Source organism: Rhizobium sp. No.120, from assembly GCF_054558365.1.
In genome coordinates this window covers 1-20,954 of sequence record NZ_BAAJNQ010000003.1, presented here as the reverse complement: position 1 = coordinate 20,954, position 20,954 = coordinate 1, and the positions used below count along the sequence as shown (strand labels likewise).

Sequence of the window (20,954 nt, the reverse complement as noted above, 5' to 3'; positions counted from 1 at the left end):
TCTGTTTTGACTGAGCAAACACCACCCGGCGGCGGGAAGCTCCCGCCAGGCATCGAGCCGATTTCCATCATGGAGGAAATGCAGCGGTCGTATCTCGATTACGCCATGAGCGTTATCGTCAGCCGCGCGCTTCCCGACGTTCGCGATGGTTTGAAGCCCGTTCATCGGCGCATTCTCTATGCGGCGCATCAGAGCGGCTATCACTGGAACCGTAAATATGTGAAGTCGGCCCGTCCCGTCGCCGACGTCATGGGTAGCTATCACCCGCACGGCGACGCCTCGATCTACGACGCCTTGGTCCGCATGGCGCAGGACTGGTCGATGCGCGTGCCGCTTATCGACGGGCAGGGCAATTTCGGCTCGATCGACGGCGATCCGCCGGCGGCAATGCGTTACACGGAATCCCGCCTGACAAAGGTTGCCCACGAGCTTCTCGAGGATATCGACAAGGAAACGGTCGATTTCCAGGAAAACTATGACGCGACGACGGAAGAACCCAAGGTTCTGCCGGCACGCTTCCCGAACCTGCTCGTCAACGGCTCCGGCGGCATCGCGGTCGGCATGGCGACGAACATTCCGCCGCATAACCTCTCCGAAGTCATCAACGGCTGTATTGCGCTGATCGACAATCCCGCGATCGAGCTGCCTGAGATGATGGAGATCATCCCCGGTCCGGATTTCCCGACCGGTGCGAAAATTCTCGGCCGCGCCGGCATCCGCTCCGCCTATGAGACGGGGCGCGGCTCCGTGGTAATGCGTGGTGTCGCGACCATCGAGCCGATGCGCGGCGATCGCGAGCAGATCATTATCACCGAGGTTCCCTATCAGGTGAACAAGGCGTCGATGATCGAGAAGATGGCCGAACTCGTGCGCGAGAAGCGCATTGAGGGCATCTCGGACCTGCGCGACGAATCCGACCGTCAGGGCTATCGCGTCGTCGTCGAACTCAAGCGCGACGCCAATGCCGATGTCATACTGAACCAGCTCTATCGTTATACGCCGCTGCAGACCTCCTTCGGCTGCAACATGGTGGCCCTGAACGGCGGCAAGCCCGAGCTGATGAACCTCATGGACATGTTGCGCGCTTTCGTGGCGTTCCGCGAGGAAGTCATCAGCCGCCGCACAAAGTATCTGCTGCGCAAGGCGCGCGATCGCGCTCACGTCTTGGTCGGTCTGGCGATTGCCGTTGCCAATATCGATGAAGTCATCCGCGTCATTCGCCAGGCGCCGGATCCGCAATCGGCCCGCGAAGAGCTGATGACGCGCCGCTGGAATGCTGCGGATGTCGAATCTCTTATCCGGCTAATCGACGATCCCCGCCATCGCATCAACGAAGATGGCACTTATAATCTCTCGGAAGAGCAGGCGCGCGCCATTCTCGAACTGCGTCTGGCACGTCTAACCGCTCTCGGCCGTGACGAGATCGATGAAGAACTCAATCAGATCGGTGCGGAAATCAAGGACTACCTTGATATTCTCTCATCGCGCGCCCGCATTCAAGCCATTGTAAAAGCAGAGCTTGCGGCGGTTCGCGACGAGTTCGGAACGCCGCGCCGCACCGAGATCGTCGATGGCGGTCTCGAGATGGACGACGAGGATCTGATCGCCCGCGAGGATATGGTCGTCACCGTTTCCCATCTCGGCTACATCAAGCGCGTGCCGCTGACCACCTATCGTGCGCAGCGCCGCGGCGGCAAGGGCCGCTCCGGAATGACCACCCGCGACGAGGATTTCGTTACCCGGCTATTCGTTCTCAATACGCATACACCGGTCCTCTTCTTCTCCTCTCGCGGTATCGTCTACAAGGAAAAGGTCTGGCGTCTGCCGATAGGCACGCCGCAGTCGCGCGGCAAGGCCCTGATCAATATGTTGCCGCTGGAGCCCGGCGAACGCATCACTACGATCATGCCGTTGCCGGAGGACGAGAGCACTTGGGACAATCTCGACGTCATGTTCACGACGACGCGCGGAACCGTGCGTCGCAACAAGCTGTCGGATTTCGTGCAGGTGAACCGCAACGGTAAGATCGCCATGAAGCTCGAGGAGGAGGGTGATGAAATCCTATCCGTCGAGACCTGCACGGAACATGACGACGTGCTTATGACGACGGCGCTAGGCCAGTGCATCCGTTTCTCGGTTTCGGATGTGCGCGTCTTCGCCGGCCGCAACTCGATCGGCGTCCGCGGCATCACGCTTGCACCAGGCGATCGCATCATCTCGATGACGATCGTCCGGCATGTGGATGCCGAGCCATGGGAGCGTGCGGCCTATCTCAAGCGGTCCGTCAGCGAGCGCCGCTCTGCAACGGGCGATGATGAGGAAATCGCGCTGGTGGGTGAAGAAGTCACTGAAGAGGGACAGCTCAGTGATGAGCGTTATGAGGAGCTCAAGGCTCTCGAGCAGTTCGTCTTGACGGTCTCGGAAAAAGGCTTCGGCAAGCGTTCGTCTTCTTACGATTTTCGCATCTCCGGTCGTGGTGGCAAGGGTATTCGCGCCACCGACACATCGAAGACGGGCGAGATCGGCGAGCTTGTCGCTGCCTTCCCGGTCGAGGATGGCGATCAGATCATGCTCGTCTCGGATGGCGGTCAGCTGATCCGCGTTCCCGTCGGCGGCATCCGTATCGCCAGCCGCGCCACCAAGGGCGTCACGATCTTCTCGACTGCGAAGGATGAGAAGGTCGTGTCCGTCGAGCGTATCAGCGAGCCGGAAGGCGACGAGGACGATGCTTCGGCAGCCGAGGATGACACCGTTGCTGGTGAGGCAGGAGATGCCGGTAGCGAGGGTAGCAGCGAATAATAGTTTTCGCTGTGCCCACTCGGAAATGGTTCGGCAGAACCATACTGAAGATTCTTAATCGCATGAGCTTGGCAACAGGCTCATGCGATTGTCATTTGGAGCATAGCGCGCCGGATCTCGCGGCCTATTCTTGAATCTTTATTCCGGACGTTCGCGGTTTTGCAAAAGGGGTGGCAGAACCTCCAAGCTTTCCCGCTCGAGCTGCGCGAAAACCTCGTCATAGCCGAAACGGAAATGCCAGCCGAGTACCGTGCCCGCAGATTTCGATGCGTATATGCGATCGATTTTGTCAGGCAGCGGCCAGTTTCGCTGTGCAAATTTCGCTGCAAGGCCGGGCGCGCGCATCTGGATGACGGAGGTTGCGTCTATCGCAAGTGCCTCGCAATCTTCCGGTTTGAACAGTGTGCCGGCAGAAACGATATGTCGTTGAAAATCTTTGCCGCCATTCGTTAGCGCTGCAACATGGGCATCCGCGACATCGCGGATATCGACGCCGCGATGCAGGCGATGAACAGCCATGACGTTGGCTGATTCCGGAAAACTTCGCGACATGCGCAAAACGCGGACCTGCAGATCCGGGCCAACCATGCCTTTGAGGATCTGCTCGGCTTCCAGTTTCGTGCGGTGATAGATGCTTTTCGGTTGCGGCACGGTGTCTTCGTCGATCCATGTGCAATGACCGGGAACGACGGCGCGACCATAAAGTGCAGTCGTGCTGGTGAACACCAGTCGTTTCACGCCGGCAGCCAGCGCTGCTTCCGCAAGCTGCCGGGTTCCGTCCACATTGATGCGGCGAAATTCATCGTCGGAAAATTTGCCGACATGGGGCGCGTGCAAGGCCGCGCAATGGATAACCGCATCCGCACCCGTCAGCGCCTGATGCAGCAATGCGGCATCGGTAAAATCTCCGACGAAGTGCGTTGTCGAAAACGGCGAGCGATCGATCCCTATTATCGTGTGGCTCGGCGCCAGCGCATTAAAGATTGCCCGGCCAAGTCGCCCAGAGCTGCCTGTCAGGACAATGCGCATCTCGCTCCCTCGAAAACCCTCGTCACCATAGCATGATTGAAGTGCCTGGTACGCTTCAACTCGCAAAATCATGCTTTTGTGTCGATACGACAGGGGAATGAAAGGCGAGGATTCGTATTGTAACACAATAAAAAACCGGACGCTGGCGGGAAGAGCGTCCGGTTCAGGGTCCATCCGAGCATATGTGGCGGGGAGAGATGCTCAGTACGCGGAGATCAGAGCGTCTTGTGACGCTTATGCAGTCTCTTGCTCTCTTCGCTTTCGCGGTGGAGCGCCGAAATGGTGGATGCGACTGACACGACAAACATGATGCTGATGAAAAGTGTAAGCAGCGTCAAAATAGTGAACATGATCGCTCCCTCCTCAGGTGGGACTAGCGTTCAGATCCCTTAGTACTGGCTCGAGGCAACGAAGGGACGAGCCGAAGCAAAGGGACCGTAGATCTTCGACTGGTCGGGTTTCTGATCGTAAAGTGCAACGGTTGCTGCAAGCATTCCCGAAATCATGGCCATCCAAACAACGTTAATAAGGGTGATCTTGTCGGGCATACTCTTCTTCCTTCTTGCCGCAATGTGCAATCTGAGTTTCGGACTGTTAACGCGGCGTTTTCCAAATGGTTCCGCCGATATTGAGAGCTATCTAGCAATGCGTGCCTGAAGCGACCTTGAATGCCTTGTTCATCTGGCGTTCAGATTCGCGATGCGTTTTGCGCATGGCAGTGGCGATTTCTTGGGCAAAATTGATATACTTGCCGTTTTCCGAGGCGGAATCCCATTCAATCTCATAATTGTCGGAGAAAAGATGAACGAGGTATTCGACCAAAAATGAACCGATGATGGCGCCTGCAATGATGAACACGAGCATGGCATGATGTCCCTGAAACCGAGATCGGCGAGCCGTTGAACTAGGCCCGTTTCGATGTTGATGCCAGTAAAGCATTGTCGAGCTGAAACAGGCTTGAACGGCGTATTCATCTGCAGTTCAGAGGCGGCCGTCGGGTTGCAAATCACTTGCGACGCGGCCTCATCCATGACAAAAGGCGTCGAAACAACGAGCCGGCTTGATAATGACGACAGCCTTCTATCCAGGGTCGTTCGACCCAATGACCAACGGACATCTGGATGTCCTCGTGCAGGCGTTGAATGTCGCAGCCAAGGTGATCGTCGCGATCGGCATTCATCCCGGCAAGAAGCCGCTTTTCTCTTTCGAGGAGCGGGCGAAGCTCATTCGCAGATCCCTTGGCGAGGCTCTGCCGCAGAAGGCGGGCGATATTTCCGTCGTCGCCTTTGACAATCTGGTCGTCGATGCCGCCCGCGCCCACGGCGCGACCTTGCTCGTACGCGGCCTGCGTGATGGCACCGATCTCGACTATGAAATGCAGATGGCCGGTATGAACAGGCAGATGGCGCCGGATATTCAGACGCTGTTTCTGCCCGCTGGCACAGCCTCGCGGCCTATAACCGCCACATTGGTGCGGCAGATCGCATCCATGGGCGGCGATGTCAGTACCTTCGTGCCGTCGGCGGTTCTGGAAGCGCTGAACGGCAAACTTAAAAATAAGGCCAGCGGCAACAGCTGAGCCGAAATCCAATCCCGAACGGAGCATCCATGAAACTCTTTCATATTGCATTGGCAGGATTCCTGAGCCTTGCCGCCTTCGCAGGCAGCGCGTTCTCGGCCGCAGCCGCAGATCTTTTGACCATCCAGCTCAAGGACGGCCCGGTAGTCATACAGTTGATGCCGGAAGTTGCTCCGAAGCATGTCGCGCAGATCGAGGCGCTGGCGAAGAAGGGTGCTTACGACAACGTCGTCTTCCATCGCGTCATCGATGGGTTCATGGCTCAGACCGGCGATGTCCAGTATGGCAATGCCTCTAAGGGTTTTGACCCGAACAAGGCTGGCACTGGCGGTTCCGATCTGCCGAACCTTCCGGCCGAATTCTCCAAGGTTCCGTTCACGCGCGGCACCGTCGGTATGGCGCGCGCCCAGGATCCGAATTCCGCCAACTCGCAGTTCTTCATCATGTTCGCCGACGGCGCTTTCCTGAACGGCCAGTACACGGTCGTCGGCAAGGTCATCTCGGGCATGGAACTCGTAGACAAGATCAAGCGCGGCGAAGGCCAGAACGGCGAAGTGAGCAACCCTGACAAGATGGTCAAGGTCACCGTCACCAAGAAGTGATTTCACGGGCGTGATCTCAAAAGGCGCGTCGCGGCTTTGGGATGAGATCAAGCCAAGGCAAGTTGCGTGATCCTGCGAGGATCATGCACAAACAGAGAGAACAAGGAAACGAACATGGCTGAGATCAAGGATCCAGAAAACACCCTCATCCTGGAAACCACCAAGGGCCAGGTTGTCATTCAGCTTCTGCCGCAGGTCGCTCCGGAGCATGTTGCCCGCATCAAGGAACTTGCGCGCGAAAAGGCTTATGACAACGTTGTTTTCCATCGTGTCATCGATGGCTTCATGGCCCAGACCGGTGATGTCGAGCATGGCAAGGTTGGCGGCAATACCGCCCGCGCCGGCACCGGCGGCTCGTCCAAGCCCGACCTGAAGGCTGAATTCTCCGCCACCCCGCACGTTCGCGGTACGTGCTCGATGGCCCGTTCGCAGAACCCGAACTCGGCCAACTCGCAGTTCTTCATCTGCTTTACGGATGCTCCGTGGCTCAACAAGCAGTACTCCGTTTGGGGTCAGGTCATCTCCGGCATGGAATTTGTCGACCAGATCAAGCGCGGCGAGCCGGTGAAGGATCCGGATTCGATCGTATCCGCGCGGGTTGCCGCCGACGTCTGATCGTGATTATTCCTGAAACCCGCCTCTTGCGCCGCTGGCGTGAGGGGCGGGTTTCGCTTTGCCTGAATGAATTGCCTGGACCAATTGAATGCGTGTTGACCTTTTCGATTTCGATCTGCCGGAGGAGCGTATCGCGCTCAGGCCCGCCGAGCCGCGCGACAGCGCGCGTCTGCTCGTCATCGATCCGAACAATGGTACACACACGCTAAGCGACCACCAGGTGCGGGATCTGCCATCTTTCCTGCGCCCCGGTGATGCTATGGTCTTTAACGATACCAAGGTGATACCGGCGCAGCTGGAAGGCATTCGTCATCGCGAAGGCGCCCCTGGCCAACAGATCTCGGCGACGCTGCATATGCGTGCCGCGCCCGATCGCTGGAAGGCCTTTGCCAAGCCCGGAAAGCGCATCAAGATCGGTGATCGCATCCAGTTCGGCCACGGCGAGAATGTGTGCGCGCTCGGTTCGCTCGATGCGACGGTCGAGGAAAAGGGCGACGGCGGCGAGATTACTCTGCGGTTCGATCTATCCGGCCCAGCGCTGGACGAAGCGATCGCCGCGGTCGGGCATATTCCCCTGCCACCCTATATCGCGGCGAAGCGCCCGGAAGACGAGCGCGATCGCGCCGATTACCAGACGATCTACGCGCGCGAAGAGGGCGCCGTCGCGGCACCCACCGCCGGCCTGCATTTCACGCCATCACTGTTTGCCGCACTCGATGCTCTCGGCGTCGAGCGGCATTTCGTGACGCTGCACGTTGGCGCCGGCACTTTTCTGCCCGTCAAGGCCGACGATACAGATGACCACAAGATGCATTTCGAGATCGGCTATGTCGATGCGGAAACCGCTGCTAGGCTCAATGCCGTCAAGGCGAGGGGCGGGCGCATCGTCTGTGTCGGAACCACGTCGCTGCGATTGATCGAAAGTGCAGCCGCTGACGACGGCACCATCCAGCCCTGGCAAGGCGCCACGGGCATATTCATCACGCCCGGCTACCGCTTCAAGGCGGTCGACATGCTGATGACCAATTTCCACCTGCCGCGCTCGACCCTGTTCATGCTCGTATCGGCCTTTGCCGGCCTTGATACGATGCGCGCTGCCTATACCCATGCTATCGAGACGGGCTATCGCTTCTATTCCTATGGCGATGGGAGCCTGCTCTACCGGAAAGACTAGGACGAAATGAGCGAGAGCTTTCAGTTTCAATTGAAGAAGATCGATGGCGGCGCGCGCCTCGGCGAAGTTTCCATGCCGCGCGGCACCATCCGCACGCCGGCCTTCATGCCCGTCGGCACCGTCGGCACCGTCAAGGCGATGTATCTCGATCAGGTGCGCGAAACCGGCGCTGATATCATTCTCGGCAATACCTATCACCTGATGCTGCGTCCGACCGCCGAGCGCGTCGCCCGCCTTGGCGGCCTGCACGAGCTGATCCGCTGGCCGCATCCGATCCTCACCGATTCCGGCGGCTTCCAGGTGATGTCGCTATCCGGTCTGCGTAAACTCGATGAGCAGGGCGTCACCTTCAAATCGCATGTCGATGGCAGCTTGCATCACATGTCGCCGGAGCGCTCGATCGAAATCCAGGGCCTGCTCGGCTCCGATATCCAGATGCAGCTCGACGAATGCGTCGCCCTGCCGGCAACGCCGAAGGAAATCGAGCGCGCCATGGAAATGTCGCTGCGCTGGGCGGAGCGCTGCAAGGTCGCTTTCGGCAACCAGCCCGGCAAGGCGATGTTCGGCATCGTGCAAGGCGGCGATGTGCCGGAACTTCGCGTACGCTCGGCGCAGGCGCTGAGCGGCATGGACCTGAAGGGCTATGCGGTCGGCGGTCTTGCCGTCGGCGAGCCACAGGAAGTCATGCTGCGCATGCTTGAGATAACCTTGCCCGAACTGCCGATGGAGAAGCCGCGCTATCTGATGGGTGTCGGCACGCCCGACGACATCCTGAAGTCCGTCGCCCGTGGCATCGACATGTTCGATTGCGTGATGCCGACCCGCTCGGGCCGTCATGGACTGGCCTTCACGCGTCGCGGCAAGGTCAACATCCGCAACGCCCGCCATGCCGAAGACATGCGGCCGCTGGACGAGCAGTCCAATTGCCCGGCCTCGCGGGATTACTCGCGTGCCTATCTGCATCATCTCGTCCGCGCCAACGAAGCGCTCGGCGGCATGCTGCTCTCCTGGCACAATCTTGCCTACTATCAGGAACTGATGCAGGGCATCCGCCAGTCGATCGCCGAAGGCCGCTTTGCCGATTTCATGGCGGAAACGATGGAGAACTGGGCGAGGGGCGATCTCGAGCCGGTGTGATTCAGTTACGCTGAGGATGCGCTCAATCGACTAAGTGGCTTGGTAAATCCTTTATTATCGATTGCTTGCTATCTTTAAGAAACATCGTTTCGAGCCGGCTGAAACAGGCTTGCCAAGAGCAATCTCTGTTTTCAGCCGTGTGCCGAAATGAGCGTGGTGACAATAAAGCATTGGGAAAAATAGCGAATCGGAATAAACGGTCCATCCGCCTTTGAAAAACGTCATTGGCTGATTTGATTGCGTGGCCGCTTGGAATTTTGAAAGAATCCGGCTAAAACGCATTCTCTTAATCGATAAGGGCTGTACTACCGAAAATAGGAGGCACTTGCCGTTGAGGGCGCAACGCAAATTCGGGGCATGTCTTTCGGGACTATTGGTTGTCGGTTTGGCCGCTACGAGCTGCACGACGACGCAGAAGGCAACACCCACCCCCAGCAATACCACCAAGCCCATTCGTGGCGCTAAAGTAACATACAATTACACGACGAAGGACAAGGACTGTCTCGAGCGTGCAATGTATTTTGAATCGGAGCGTTCTGACCCGAGTGGTTACATGGCGGTCGGTACGGTCGTGATGAACAGGCTAACCTCTGGTGCATATCCGCCCACGATCTGCGGCGTCGTTGCCCAGGAAAAGCAGTTCGCGCCAGGCGTGATGACCAGGGAAGTCAAGGATCAGGCAAAGCCGGATCTCGAAGTTGCTGCCGCGAAGATCCTGCGTGGCGAGCGGCATCCCCAGGTAAAGGACGCGATGTTCTTTCATACTGAGGGGCTGAGATTCCCATACGATAATATGCACTACGTCGCTTATGCCGGCGGCAACGCGTTCTATGAGAAGCGTGGTCGCGATGGCGAATTGCAAACGCCTGCGCCGCTTCCGGCTTACGAGGTTGCGATGAATTATGTGCCTACACAGGGCGCGCCGCAATCTCCGTTCGTCCTGCCGGAAACGCAGTCGGCGTCCACGACGTCTGCCGTTGCAGCGTTTACGCCGGTCTCGAACCCGACGGTGACCATGCCGCAGAGCGCGATCGTTATCCCAACTGCGGTTCCGATCCCGACGCCCGCGCCCACGGACATGGCAATTTCGGGACCGCTTTCGAGCGGCGAAACTACTTATACGAATACGCCAATGCCGGCATCGACGGTTGTCGTTCCGCAGCCGCGCCCGGGGTTCGACGGCAACGCGTCGGCGGGAAATTCGCTTAGAATTCGCGGCTAGCAGCAAATGCCAAAACCCTTATCAGCGCGTCTCGTTCTCAGAGGCGCGCTGTTTTGCTGTTTGGGCATGGCCGCAGTTCAAATACCCTCGCTTGCTGTTTTGGCAAGAATCTGCACGCCGTTGATCTTGTAGCTACCGTCTGGCTGACGGGTTATCTGATAGATCGCCGTCCAATCCTTATGATCAATGCCTGTGATCAGCACCTCCTGATAGACGACAGCACCGTTGTCGATCGCTCGGCTTTTGCCGAAGGCGTAGTTGCCAGGATGGTAGACCGGCAGATAGTTCTTCCTCACCATGGCGAAGAAGCTGTCCTTGTCGGGAAAGAGCGCCTTGATGCCAGGCGCGGCGAAGGAATAGGCCGTCGCTGCATCATCGTGCAGAAAAGCTTCGATCTGCTGCTCAATAAGGCTCTGTGCCGTCTGCACCGGATCTTCCGCGTAAGCGACCGGTGCAAAGGCGATGCAGCAGAGAAAAGCGGCGATAGAAAAAGCACGCATATCCGTCCCCAGCCATATGGAGAAAGCTTAGCGCGCTTTGATCGCAAGCAGAAGCGATTACTGCCAGCGGCGGAAGAGGGCGCTGGCGTTGACGCCGCCGAAGCCGAAGCCGTTGGAGATCGCATAGTCCATGGCCATCGGTCGCGCGGTGCCACCGACGATATCGATGCCTTCAGCCGCCGGATCCGGATCCTGTAGATTACGTGTCGGCGGCGCTACCTGGTCTCGCAGAGCCATAATCGTGAAGATCGCTTCCATGCCCCCGGCGGCGCCCAGAAGATGGCCGGTAGCCGCCTTCGTACCGCTGACGGCAATCGCACCGTCACGGCCAAAGACAGTCTTGATTGCTTCCATCTCGCCTCGGTCGCCGACCTGGGTCGATGTCGCATGCGCATTCAGATGCTTGACCTCTGCTCGCGAAATGCGAGCCTGGGAAAGCGCTGCAAGCATGGCCCGGCGCGCGCCATCGCCATCTTCCGGCCCTGCCGTCATGTGATAGGCGTCGGCGGCAGTGCCATAACCGACCAGCTCGGCCAGCGGCGTGGCGCCACGCGCAAGGGCGTGCTCCAGGGTCTCGATGACAAGCATGCCGGCACCTTCACCCATGACGAAACCGTCACGGCCGTTGTCGAAGGGACGGGAGGCTTCCTCGGGGCGATTGCTGAAGCCTGTCGAAAGCGCGCGCGCTGCAGCGAAGCCGCCAAGACTGACCTTGTCGATGCAGGCTTCGGCGCCACCGCAGATGGCGACATCGGCCTCTCCGGAGCGGATCAGCCGCGCGGCATCGCCGATCGCTTGGACGCTGGCGGCACAGGCGGTGACCGGGGCGCCGAGCGGGCCTTTGAACCCATAGCGGATACTCACTTGGCCGGCGGCAAGATTGACGAGGAAGGAGGGGATGGTGAAGGGCGACAAACGCCGCACACCTTTCGTTTCTGCTATGCGAACCGCATCGGCGATGGCGGGAAAACCACCGACGCCAGATGCGATGATTGTGGCCGTCCGTTCCAGAGCGCTGACGTCAGTCGGTTGCCAGCCGGCCTGCAGGATTGCCTCTTCGGCGGCCGCCATGGCGAACAGGATGAACCGGTCCATCTTCTTCTGGTCTTTGACCGGCACATAGCGGTCGGCGTCGAAGCCGGCTTCGGGGTCCTCCGATATATCGGGAACAACACCGCCGATCTTTGCGGTGAGATCGCCTACCATTTCCTCAGGCAGTAATCGGAGGCCGGAACGGCCTTCGATCAGCCTTTTCCAGCTTGCATTGACACCCACGCCCAGGGGAGAAACCAGCCCCATGCCAGTGACGACGATACGATCCATCTTCTTGCTCCTATTATTTCAGGCGTCGAAGCCCAGAAACCATGCTTTCATCTGGGCGATGCGTTCGTGAACGGCGTCGTCGGCTGCCGGCCCTGGCACGAGGATCGTGTCTTCAGGCTGGAAGGCACGACCGGTGACGCGGTCGATGAGAAGCGGGTCGCGATCTTCGCCGGTATGGACGTCGGCTAGTCGCACAGCGACCTCTTCGGCAGGCAAGTGCCGATTGCCCCAGGTAAAGAGTGCCATCAGCACGGGGAAGAAATCCCGGCCCTTGTCAGTCAAGACATATTCATAGCGGGGTGGCCGCTCTTGATAGAGCCGTCGCTCAAAGAGGCCTTCATCGGTCAGATGCTTGAGCCGCCGCGTCAGAATATTGGGTGCAATTCCAAGGCTTTTCTGGAATTCATCAAACCGCCTCAATCCTTGCAGGGCATCGCGTAAGATCAGAATGCTCCACCAGTCGCCGACGCTTTCGAGCGCACGGGCCGCGGGGCATTTGAAGGTGCTGAAGCTGGTTCTCTGCATAGGTAGGGCAGATAGCATGAGTAACTATCATTATGCAAGTTACTAAGTTGGCGCACATCTGCGGGAATTTGCATGAGGGTATCAGCAACAAAATGGAATGAATCGGAATCTGTTTGCGATAATTTCAATCCAGATATTCAGGTTCTTATAGGACTGATATTAAGAGAGAAACTTGCTGGCGTAGCGATATGACAACGACCCCATATTTCATCACGGAGCGGCTACAGCTACGCGAAATTCTTGCCTCCGACGCCTGTTTCATCGGAGAGCTGATCAGCGATGAAGAGGTGCGGCGCTTTCTCGGCGGTCCTGTTCCGATTGTTCAGCGCGAAGCGGCGATATCTGATTATCTCTCGGCCACTGACGGGAAGTTGGCATGGCTGGTGGAAACCCGGGGGACGCAACATCCTCTTGGCTTGATTAGCATTTCTCGCCACACAGACGGCGAGGATTATGAACTATCTTACCAACTTCATCCTGATGCATGGGGCCTCGGTTATGCAACCGAAGCAGCAATGCGTGTCATCGAATTTGCTCTGAATGATCTGCGGCTCGAGCGGCTGATAGCGGAAACCCAGTCTGCTAACACCGCGTCTCGTCGTCTGCTCGAAAGGTTAGGAATGAAGGAGCTACGACTATTGCATCGGTTTGGAGCAGAACAAGTCGTCTATACGAGCTAGTTGTTCATCACGAAGAGATTTCAATAGGGAGGCGCCTTACGGGCGCGCTGGAGTTTTGCCGCCTCAGTCCACCAGGTGAGATCCTCGGCAAAACGGGGAAACGCTCGCGCAAGGGCATCGCCTCCGCTACCGGTCGGTTTACTGTCAACGTCCAACGCCGCCGAGATATTGGCGACCGCGAGGGTGCTTGAGATAACGACCATTCCCATCTCGGAAAGGGTGCCGTGCCAGGAGACCGCTGCATGGGCGCCGGAAAGGCGACCGGCGGAATAGCTGGCAATCGCCGCCGGGCGCCAAAACCATTCCTCCAGATAATGATCAGTCAGGTTCTTCAGCCCGGGCTGCATACCCCAGTTGTATTCGCCCGTGACGAAAACAAAGGCATCGGCAGCCCGAATTTTCTCGGCAAGCTGCTCCATTGCCGAGGGCGCGGAACCTTTGGGGTACTCCTTGTACATCCGATCCAGCATCGGCAGGCCAACCGCCTTGGCATCGATGAGTTCAACATCGTTTCCGCGCTCACGAAGCCCGGTTACGATATAATTCGCTAGACGGATGCCGGCGCGATCCGAGCGGTAGGAACCGTAGAGGACGAGAATACTGTCGGCCATTGTTGATTATGCCCCCACAGTTTGTGCGAAATACTCTACGTGTGTGACTCCGCCGGCACTGAAGCAGAGACTTCCTCCTCAGGAATATCGTCGAAGGACGCGTAATTGAGATTATAGAGCTTCGAATAGAGTTTGCCATTCGCCATGAGCTGATTGTGGTTGCCGCTTTCAAGCAACTGGCCGTTCTGCAGCACGATGATGCGATCGGCCTCGCGTATAGTGGCTAGGCGATGGGCGATGACGAGACCGGTACGGCCCTCGAGCAGCTTCACCAAGGCCTTCTGAATCAGCATTTCGGTATAGCTGTCGATATTCGCAGTGGCTTCGTCCAGCACGAGGATTTTGGCGTCGGCGACAAGAGCACGGGCGAAGCTGACGAGCTGGCGCTGGCCAAGCGAAAGACCGCCGCCGCGTTCGCCGAGAACAGAATCGTAGCCATCCGGAAGACGCATGATGAACTCATGCGCACCGACGGCCTTGGCAGCTTCTATAATTTCCTCGCGCGTTGCCTCCGCCTTGTTATAGCGGATATTCTCCAGCACCGTACCGGTGAAGAGGAACGGCTCCTGCAGCACCATGGCAATCTGGCGGCCGAGCGAATCCTGGGTGAGGGAGCGCACGTCATGACCGCCGACAAGTACCTGGCCCTGCTGCACGTCATAGAATCGGTGAATAAGCGCCATCGAGCTCGATTTGCCTGAGCCTGTAGGCCCGATCAGTGCCACCGTTTCTCCTGGGTTGACCCTGAAGCTGACATGCTTCAGCACCGGATGCTTCGGATTGTAGCCGAAGACGACATCGCGGAATTCCACCGAGCCGTCCATGTCCGGCGACAACTCCTTGGCATTGGGCGCATCCTTGATGTCGATCGGAACATCAAGCACTTCCGTCAGGCGCTGCCCGGAGGCCATGGCGCGCTGCATGACCGAATATTGCATGGTGAGCGAGCGGATCGGATCGAAGAAGCGCTGGATGTAGAACAGGAAGGCGACCATGATGCCGACATCGAGCTTATGGTTCAACACCATCGAGCCGCCGACGATGATGACGATCGCCATGGCCATGCCGGTCAGCGTATCGACGATCGGCACCATGATCTGGGCGTAGCGTGCTGCCGTCAGATGCGACTGAAGATTGGTATGCGCCTTTTCGTCGAAAAGAGCAAAATTGACAGCTTGACGATGCATCCCCTGAACCGCGCGCACGCCATGGATCGCCTCTGCCAGCGCTCCATTGGTAACGGAGTTGGTCTCATGCGCGTTCATAAAGGCGACGCGCGCCTTCGGCAGCCAGAATAGCCGCACGATGAAGAGGATCGGCATGACGGAGAGCGTCAGCAGACCGAGCCGGAAATCGAGCGACAGCATGACGATGACGATGCCGAAAAGCAGAGCTATATCGCCGACGGAAAGCACCGAAGTTTCAAGGAATTCCTGCATGGAGTTCACGTCGCCTTGCAAGCGCGACATCAAACGTCCGACTTCTGTTTTGTCCATGAAGGACAAAGAGACGCGCTGGAGATGCGCAAACATCGCCCGGCGTATGTCGAACAGCACTTCTTCCGCGACCTGGCCGACAAAGGTCTCCTGCACATAGCTTGCTCCGTAATTGACGAGAATTGCCGCAGCAAAAATCGCCAGGGACAGCCAGAGCGCAGAATAATCGATAGCGCCGGGTGCCATCGCCTTGTCGATCGCATGACGGATCACGAGCGGTATGACGATCTGCGATCCCGTGAACAGCAGAACGGCGACGACTGAAATATAAATCTGCCGACGATAGGGGCTGACAAAGGCCCAGATGCGGCGGATGATCTTGCTGTCGAAGACCTTGCCGAAGATTTCCTCTTCGACGCGGTGTGAGCCGACCACGGCACGGGGAGGGCGGCGACCATCCTCGCGCACATCGTTGCGCTCGGTTTCGGTGATTTCCGACATTGTCAAACCTCCCGTTTCGCCCTTTCGAGCGCGCCGCCGCTGGATGTCTTGATGACATCGTCCTCCGGGCGAACCTGCAGATCGTAAAGCGCCTTGTACCGGCCTCCAGCGGCCAAAAGCTGCTCATGGGTGCCGCGCTCGACGATCTCGCCGTCCTCGATGAACAGGATCTGGTCGGCATGCATCAACGAGCTCAGTCGATGGGCGATGATTAGCGTGACGCGATCCCGAGCGAAACGCTTCATGGCGCTGCGAATGCGCTGCTCAGTTGCAGCGTCGATCGCCGCCGTGGAATCGTCGAAGACCATCACGGCCGGCTTCAGCATCAAGGTGCGGGCGATCGTCAGGCGCTGGCGCTGGCCGCCGGAAAGAGACACGCCGCGCTCGCCGACAACCGTGGTGTAGCCGGCGGGCAGACCGAGAATGTAATTATGCAGCTGTGCCGACTCGGCGGCCCGTTCGATGCGGGTTTCCTTTGCCCAGGGATCGCCATAGGCGATGTTGTTCTCGATGCTTGTCGTGAACAGGAAGGAATCCTGCTGCACCACGGCAACATTTTGCCGCAGCGATTGCAGTGTCGCCTTGCGAATATCCTGACCGTCAAGCGTGATCCGCCCGACCGTGACATCGTAGAAACGCGGGATAAGATGCGCGATGGTGGACTTACCGCTGCCAGGCGGGCCGACAATACCGATCGTTTGACCGCGTCTTGCCTCGAAACAGATGTTCTTCAGCACCGGGCGCTCCTCAGCGCCTGGATAGCTGAAGTCGACATTCTCGAAACGCAGCGTACCGTCGGTTACGACGAGCGGCTTGGCGTCCGGGGCATCCTTGATGGGGATATCCAGATCAAGCAGCGCAAACAGGCGCGAGCCGCAGGTCGATGCGCGGGCGAAGGCATTCACCATAAGGCCAAGCTGACGCACAGGCATCTGCAGGATGGTCATGAAGGTCAGGAACGAGGCCAGCGTGCCGACGCTGATCTCGCCCGCAATGACCTTGAGACCACCCAGCCAGAGCACGAGCCCCATCGATACGAAGAAGGAGAGATTCATCGCGCTGGTATTAATGACGCGGATGCCGACGCGCTTATGGGCAAGGGAAAGCGCATTGTGCGAGGCGCGATCGAATTTGAGGATTTCATGCGCCTGTGCGGCAAAAGCACGGACGACACGGATGCCGCCGAGATTTTCCTCCATGACGCGTGTCAGCACCGAGAGCCGTTCCTGCAGCTCGAGCCATGTCGAACGCAGCCGCAACTGGGTGACGGAGGAGCGCCAGGCGACGAAGGGCACGAAGCTCAAGGCCAGGAGGCCGAGTGTTACATCCGTCGTAAGCAGCATGTAGGCGCCGACACCAATCAGCATGGTGAGCAGCACCATACGCACCAGCGCGGTCGAGAAATACATGCGCACGCCTTCGAGATCGAGCAAGCCGACGGTAATGAGATCGCCGGAATGGACCTTATCGTGGAAGCTGAAGGAGAGTTGCTGGATTTTCTCGTAGCAGGCGAGGCGGAGTTCGTAGCCCATATGATGGCCGACGGACTCGCTGTAATAGTTCTGCACCATTGTGAACAGACCGCGCAGGATGCTGACGACAAGCAGCAGCAGAGCTGTCGTCATCAAAGCATTTTCGGCGATCTGGCCGGCGGCACCGCCTGCTACCGCCGTCTGTGTCTGATCGACCGCGCGACCCAGCAGGCGCGGGATCGTCAACTGAAACGTTGCAGCTACGAATGTTGCCCCTATAGCCAAGCTTGTCTGCCAGGGATGGCGCAGCGTCATATGGGTGATACGAACGATCGTCGACAGGCCTTGGCCCCACCCGACCGCATTGATATGCGCGCGCGAGGCCAATGGCTTCGCCGCGCTTCCTATTGAATCGCTGCTCACGCTTTTATCCAGGCATGTTTGAACGAGGCGGGCCCGCTGACGGGTTCGTATCTCAGGGAAAGTATTGATAGGATGAATTTTGCCGATTCCATGGCGACGTTCAAGAGTCAATCGGTCACAAGTCACACGCGAACGTTAGATTGCGTGTTCAAAAAATTGCAGACGATATGTCGGAATTGGACTCGATCGGGCGTCCTTCGGACACCATGCCAGAGAAGGAGGGCATCATGCGCAAGGTTATCGCAGCGACATTCATCAGCCTCGACGGCGTCATGCAGGCACCAGGTGGTCCGAACGAGGATCCGACCGGCGGTTTCAAGTATGGCGGCTGGGTTTTCCCGCACTCTGACGAAGAAACCGGCAAGACGCTCTTCGAACTGTTCGAAAAACCGTTCGATCTGCTGCTCGGTCGTAAGACATACGAGATTTTCGCAGCCTATTGGCCCTATATCGATGAGGACAATCCAATTGCCAATAAATTCAACGGCGTTACCAAATATGTGGCGACGCGCGGCAATGCCGAATTGAAATGGAACAAGAGCCGATCGCTCGGCAAGGATGTCGTTGCCGCGATCAAAGAATTGAAGGCGGGTGAGGGGCCGGATCTGCTGATCCAGGGCAGCGGCGATTTCATTCAGACCCTGCTCCGCTACGGTCTGATCGACGAATACAATCTGGTGATCTTTCCGCTGGTGCTGGGCGGTGGCAAGAAGTTGTTTGCCGGCGGCACAGTGCCCGGCGCAATGAAGCTGCTGCACAGCAAAACCTCTCCGACCGGTGTCATCTTTGCGACCTACGAACCCGATGGACCGGTGAAGACGGGCTCCTTCGTCGGGCAGAAACCCTCCGAAGAGGAGATGGAGCGCCGTAGGTGGCTCGAATAGGTCGCCGTGGGACGCTGTGTGGTGTCCTGCCAAGGCTTACATCGCATGTTCCGACGTTTGAAAATCCCGCAGCGCTTTCATGACTTCGCGAAGACCTCTCGTAAGATGCTTGTCTCGGCGCAACACCATGCCGAGCTGCCGAACGAGTCTCGGCTTGAGCGGCGAGGTAACTAGTTGGTCCGACCTATCCCGTCTCAGAGCCATGTCGGGAAGGATGGACCATCCGAGGCCGGCGGCGACCAACTCCTTAATCGCCTCGACGCTGCCAAATTCCATGGCCGGCTCGGGGTGAACCCCGCCAGCCTCGAACCATTCGTTCGTGGCGCGACGCGTGTTGCCGCCTTCGTAAAGCAGCATCGTCTTGGTTTTCATGAATTCCACATCCGGCCCGCCCTCCGGCATCACGCTTCCATTGGGAGCCACGGCCAGAAGCTCGTCTTCATGGAATGGCTCGACTTCGAGCGAACGGCCGGAGGCGGGCAGGGCAACGACCGCGAGATCCAACGTATTGATTTCGAGGTCGCGCAAAATCTCGTCGATATTGCCGACACGGACGATGATCTCGAGATCGGGCATGCGCCTCTTTGCTATGGCGATGGCGCGCGGCAGTAGATGAATCGAAGCGGTGCCACCGCTGCCGATCCGCACGCGCCCGACTGATCCCTCCCGAAAAGGTGTCATCGCCTCCTCTGCTATGGAGCAGGCTTCGATGATGCGGCGGGCATGCGGAAGCAGGTCAAGTCCGGCCGGCGAGGGCTGCGCCCGCCGTCCGACGCGCTCGATCAGCTTTACCCCGAGACGCTGCTCCAGAAGTTTCACCTGCAAACTGATGGCCGGCTGAGTCAGCCCGACCTTATCGGCAGCGGCCGTAAAGCTGCCAAGATCGACAACACTGACAAAGGCGGCTAGCTGATCCAAGTTGAGCAATAAAAGAATTCCTTATAGTTTGTATAAACACCATAAGCTTCATTCATTATCCGCGCCAGTGCATCCTAAGCCCATGTTCATACGAGCTTGAGGAGCAGGAAAATGACGACCGATATCGATAGACTAATGTTAAGAGCGGCCACCGTAGCAGGCAGAGGTCGGGGAAAGCGGGGATTTTGGCGAAAGGCGCTGCAGAGATTTCTGAGCTACCTGGAAAAGCGCGAGACAAGATGGAGCCTGCGCGAACTGACCGATGATCAGCTTCGCGACATCGGGATGACGCGCGCCCAAGCGCGTATCGAGGTCAATAAGTCGTGGTTCTGGGGATAAGCCTCTGGAAGGCGTTCGACTAACGGCCTCACACGTCGAATAGCTGTGTTCTGAACGCGATTGATAGCGGAGGGCGGCTGAAAGCTTGGCCGTTCGGGTAAGGGCGGGCAAAATGGGCTGGGGACTATTTTCCAATCGCCCCTTTTTCATTCCGTTGTTCTTTTTTCCGCCACAGATTTGCCCGATCCCTTCCGCTCGAAAGCAAGCCACCTGTTTCCTCGGTGCGTGCTGTTTCACCCAGAACATCCAAGTACGAGACCGCAAATTTATGCCCACGACAAAATCCCTGCTCCTCGCCGCGGCGATTTCGACCCTATCGCTTCTCGGTGCAGCTTCGGTAGCGGAGGCTGGGCAAGCAAGTTATCTCGTGGATGCTCATAGCGGCCAGGTGCTCGAAGCGTCGAATGAGAACGAGCTGAATTATCCAGCCTCGCTCACCAAGATGATGACGCTCTATCTCGCCTTCGGAGCGTTGCATGACGGTCGTCTGAAATGGGATCAGAAGCTGACTATGTCGGAAAATGCCGAAAGCAAGGAACCCTTCAAATTCGCGATCGGTGCTGGCCGCAAGGTGACGGTGCGCGAGGCTGTCGAAGGTATCGTCGTCCTGTCGGCCAATGATGCGGCTGTCGCGATTGCCGAGCAGCTTGGCGGCTCGGAGGAGAGCTTCGGCAAGCTCATGACTGCGAAGGCGCATGAGCTTGGCATGAGCAGGACCGTCTTCAAAAATCCCTCTGGTCTGCCGGATCCCGAACAGGTCACGACTGCGCACGACATGGCAACACTCGGCGTCGCGCTGATGCGCGACTTTCCCGAGGAGTTCAAACTCTTCTCGCTACGCGGCATGAAGTTCCGCGGCATGAAGCTGCGGGGCCATAACAATCTGATGTATCGCTACGCAGGCGCCGACGGCATTAAGACCGGCTATACCGACGCCTCCGGCTACAATCTCGTGACGTCAGCCTCGAAAAACGGCCGCCGGATCGTCGGCGTCGTGATGGGCGAAAAGACGGCGCAGATTCGCGACGACAAGATGGCGAGCCTTCTTGACGCCTATGTGCCGACAGCAGCCGTCGCTACAGGTTCGACAGTGACAATCAAGCAGAGCACCACCAACTGATTTTGGCGCATGGAGGGTGGAGGCAAGTCGCACTTCATCCTTGAACCCACCCACACACCACACCA

At 58.2% G+C, this 20,954-nt stretch carries 22 protein-coding genes; 11 read left to right on the top strand and 11 right to left on the bottom strand.

Annotation, left to right across the window (positions count from 1 at the left end; all coding sequences use genetic code 11):
- Positions 1 to 6: 6 nt before the first annotated feature.
- A complete protein-coding gene (gyrA, locus tag ACYJRZ_RS10640) occupies positions 7 to 2,799 on the top strand; it encodes a DNA gyrase subunit A (protein WP_459458800.1) in 2,793 nt (930 codons plus the stop codon).
- Positions 2,800 to 2,937: 138 nt separating this feature from the next.
- On the opposite strand, the gene ACYJRZ_RS10635 is transcribed toward gyrA, so the two are convergent.
- From ACYJRZ_RS10635 to ACYJRZ_RS10620, 4 genes are all read right to left on the bottom strand, one after another.
- The gene (locus ACYJRZ_RS10635; RefSeq protein ID WP_459458798.1) at positions 2,938 to 3,828 is read right to left on the bottom strand and encodes an NAD-dependent epimerase/dehydratase family protein; all 891 of its coding nucleotides are present in this window, start codon (positions 3,826 to 3,828) and stop codon (positions 2,938 to 2,940) included.
- A gap of 215 nt (positions 3,829 to 4,043) precedes the next feature.
- Complete coding sequence (locus ACYJRZ_RS10630) at positions 4,044 to 4,178, bottom strand: hypothetical protein (RefSeq protein ID WP_257713997.1); 135 nt, start codon at positions 4,176 to 4,178, stop codon at positions 4,044 to 4,046.
- A gap of 39 nt (positions 4,179 to 4,217) precedes the next feature.
- A complete protein-coding gene (locus tag ACYJRZ_RS10625; protein WP_015339886.1) occupies positions 4,218 to 4,376 on the bottom strand; it encodes a hypothetical protein in 159 nt (52 codons plus the stop codon).
- 91 nt (positions 4,377 to 4,467) lie between these two features.
- Positions 4,468 to 4,767, bottom strand: coding sequence for a hypothetical protein (locus ACYJRZ_RS10620; protein ID WP_459458796.1), 300 nt, complete (start codon positions 4,765 to 4,767; stop codon positions 4,468 to 4,470).
- A 127-nt stretch (positions 4,768 to 4,894) separates the two neighbouring features.
- Here ACYJRZ_RS10620 and coaD point away from each other — a divergent pair, with 127 nt between their 5' ends.
- The 6 genes from coaD (at position 4,895) to ACYJRZ_RS10590 (ending at position 10,157) form a co-directional block, all read left to right on the top strand.
- Positions 4,895 to 5,407, top strand: a complete 513-nt coding sequence (gene coaD / locus ACYJRZ_RS10615; protein WP_459458794.1) for a pantetheine-phosphate adenylyltransferase — start codon at positions 4,895 to 4,897, stop codon at positions 5,405 to 5,407.
- A 29-nt stretch (positions 5,408 to 5,436) separates the two neighbouring features.
- Positions 5,437 to 6,009, top strand: coding sequence for a peptidylprolyl isomerase (locus tag ACYJRZ_RS10610; RefSeq protein WP_459458792.1), 573 nt, complete (start codon positions 5,437 to 5,439; stop codon positions 6,007 to 6,009).
- Positions 6,010 to 6,123: 114 nt separating this feature from the next.
- Positions 6,124 to 6,624 carry a peptidylprolyl isomerase gene (locus tag ACYJRZ_RS10605; protein ID WP_015339890.1) on the top strand — a complete coding sequence of 167 codons (501 nt, stop codon included), beginning with the start codon at positions 6,124 to 6,126 and terminating at the stop codon, positions 6,622 to 6,624.
- 88 nt (positions 6,625 to 6,712) lie between these two features.
- Positions 6,713 to 7,798 (top strand): tRNA preQ1(34) S-adenosylmethionine ribosyltransferase-isomerase QueA, encoded by a 1,086-nt coding sequence (gene queA, locus ACYJRZ_RS10600; RefSeq protein WP_459458790.1) that lies wholly within the window; start codon positions 6,713 to 6,715, stop codon positions 7,796 to 7,798.
- Between the two features lie 6 nt (positions 7,799 to 7,804).
- Positions 7,805 to 8,935, top strand: coding sequence for a tRNA guanosine(34) transglycosylase Tgt (gene tgt, locus ACYJRZ_RS10595; protein ID WP_459458788.1), 1,131 nt, complete (start codon positions 7,805 to 7,807; stop codon positions 8,933 to 8,935).
- 331 nt (positions 8,936 to 9,266) lie between these two features.
- Positions 9,267 to 10,157 carry a cell wall hydrolase gene (locus ACYJRZ_RS10590; protein ID WP_459458786.1) on the top strand — a complete coding sequence of 297 codons (891 nt, stop codon included), beginning with the start codon at positions 9,267 to 9,269 and terminating at the stop codon, positions 10,155 to 10,157.
- A 77-nt stretch (positions 10,158 to 10,234) separates the two neighbouring features.
- Here ACYJRZ_RS10590 and ACYJRZ_RS10585 read toward each other — a convergent pair whose 3' ends face one another.
- Genes ACYJRZ_RS10585 through ACYJRZ_RS10575 form a run of 3 tightly spaced genes read right to left on the bottom strand, consistent with a single transcriptional unit; the run spans position 10,235 to position 12,505 of the window.
- Positions 10,235 to 10,657, bottom strand: a complete 423-nt coding sequence (locus tag ACYJRZ_RS10585) for a DUF4864 domain-containing protein (RefSeq protein ID WP_459458784.1) — start codon at positions 10,655 to 10,657, stop codon at positions 10,235 to 10,237.
- Between the two features lie 57 nt (positions 10,658 to 10,714).
- The gene (fabF, locus tag ACYJRZ_RS10580) at positions 10,715 to 11,980 is read right to left on the bottom strand and encodes a beta-ketoacyl-ACP synthase II (protein ID WP_459458782.1); all 1,266 of its coding nucleotides are present in this window, start codon (positions 11,978 to 11,980) and stop codon (positions 10,715 to 10,717) included.
- An 18-nt stretch (positions 11,981 to 11,998) separates the two neighbouring features.
- Positions 11,999 to 12,505 (bottom strand): winged helix-turn-helix transcriptional regulator, encoded by a 507-nt coding sequence (locus ACYJRZ_RS10575; RefSeq protein ID WP_459459577.1) that lies wholly within the window; start codon positions 12,503 to 12,505, stop codon positions 11,999 to 12,001.
- 188 nt (positions 12,506 to 12,693) lie between these two features.
- Between ACYJRZ_RS10575 and ACYJRZ_RS10570 the strand changes: the two genes are divergently transcribed.
- On the top strand, positions 12,694 to 13,185 hold the full coding sequence (locus ACYJRZ_RS10570) for a GNAT family N-acetyltransferase (protein ID WP_459458780.1): 492 nt from the start codon (positions 12,694 to 12,696) through the stop codon (positions 13,183 to 13,185).
- Between the two features lie 20 nt (positions 13,186 to 13,205).
- Here ACYJRZ_RS10570 and ACYJRZ_RS10565 read toward each other — a convergent pair whose 3' ends face one another.
- Genes ACYJRZ_RS10565 through ACYJRZ_RS10555 form a run of 3 tightly spaced genes read right to left on the bottom strand, consistent with a single transcriptional unit; the run spans position 13,206 to position 17,628 of the window.
- The gene (locus ACYJRZ_RS10565; protein ID WP_459458778.1) at positions 13,206 to 13,796 is read right to left on the bottom strand and encodes an NADPH-dependent FMN reductase; all 591 of its coding nucleotides are present in this window, start codon (positions 13,794 to 13,796) and stop codon (positions 13,206 to 13,208) included.
- Positions 13,797 to 13,831: 35 nt separating this feature from the next.
- Entirely contained in the window at positions 13,832 to 15,733 is a 1,902-nt protein-coding gene (locus tag ACYJRZ_RS10560) for an ABC transporter ATP-binding protein (RefSeq protein ID WP_459458776.1), read from the bottom strand.
- A gap of 2 nt (positions 15,734 to 15,735) precedes the next feature.
- Positions 15,736 to 17,628 (bottom strand): ABC transporter ATP-binding protein, encoded by a 1,893-nt coding sequence (locus ACYJRZ_RS10555; protein ID WP_459458774.1) that lies wholly within the window; start codon positions 17,626 to 17,628, stop codon positions 15,736 to 15,738.
- A gap of 227 nt (positions 17,629 to 17,855) precedes the next feature.
- Between ACYJRZ_RS10555 and ACYJRZ_RS10550 the strand changes: the two genes are divergently transcribed.
- Entirely contained in the window at positions 17,856 to 18,512 is a 657-nt protein-coding gene (locus ACYJRZ_RS10550) for a dihydrofolate reductase family protein (protein ID WP_459458772.1), read from the top strand.
- A gap of 36 nt (positions 18,513 to 18,548) precedes the next feature.
- On the opposite strand, the gene ACYJRZ_RS10545 is transcribed toward ACYJRZ_RS10550, so the two are convergent.
- The gene (locus ACYJRZ_RS10545; protein WP_459458770.1) at positions 18,549 to 19,439 is read right to left on the bottom strand and encodes a LysR family transcriptional regulator; all 891 of its coding nucleotides are present in this window, start codon (positions 19,437 to 19,439) and stop codon (positions 18,549 to 18,551) included.
- A 102-nt stretch (positions 19,440 to 19,541) separates the two neighbouring features.
- On the opposite strand from ACYJRZ_RS10545, the gene ACYJRZ_RS10540 reads away from it, so the two are divergent.
- Together ACYJRZ_RS10540 and ACYJRZ_RS10535 are read left to right on the top strand one after the other, a co-directional pair.
- On the top strand, positions 19,542 to 19,769 hold the full coding sequence (locus ACYJRZ_RS10540) for a DUF1127 domain-containing protein (RefSeq protein ID WP_459458768.1): 228 nt from the start codon (positions 19,542 to 19,544) through the stop codon (positions 19,767 to 19,769).
- 268 nt (positions 19,770 to 20,037) lie between these two features.
- Positions 20,038 to 20,889: a D-alanyl-D-alanine carboxypeptidase family protein gene (locus tag ACYJRZ_RS10535; RefSeq protein ID WP_459458766.1), complete on the top strand. Its 852-nt coding sequence runs from the start codon at positions 20,038 to 20,040 to the stop codon at positions 20,887 to 20,889.
- The last annotated feature ends 65 nt before the right edge of the window (positions 20,890 to 20,954 follow it).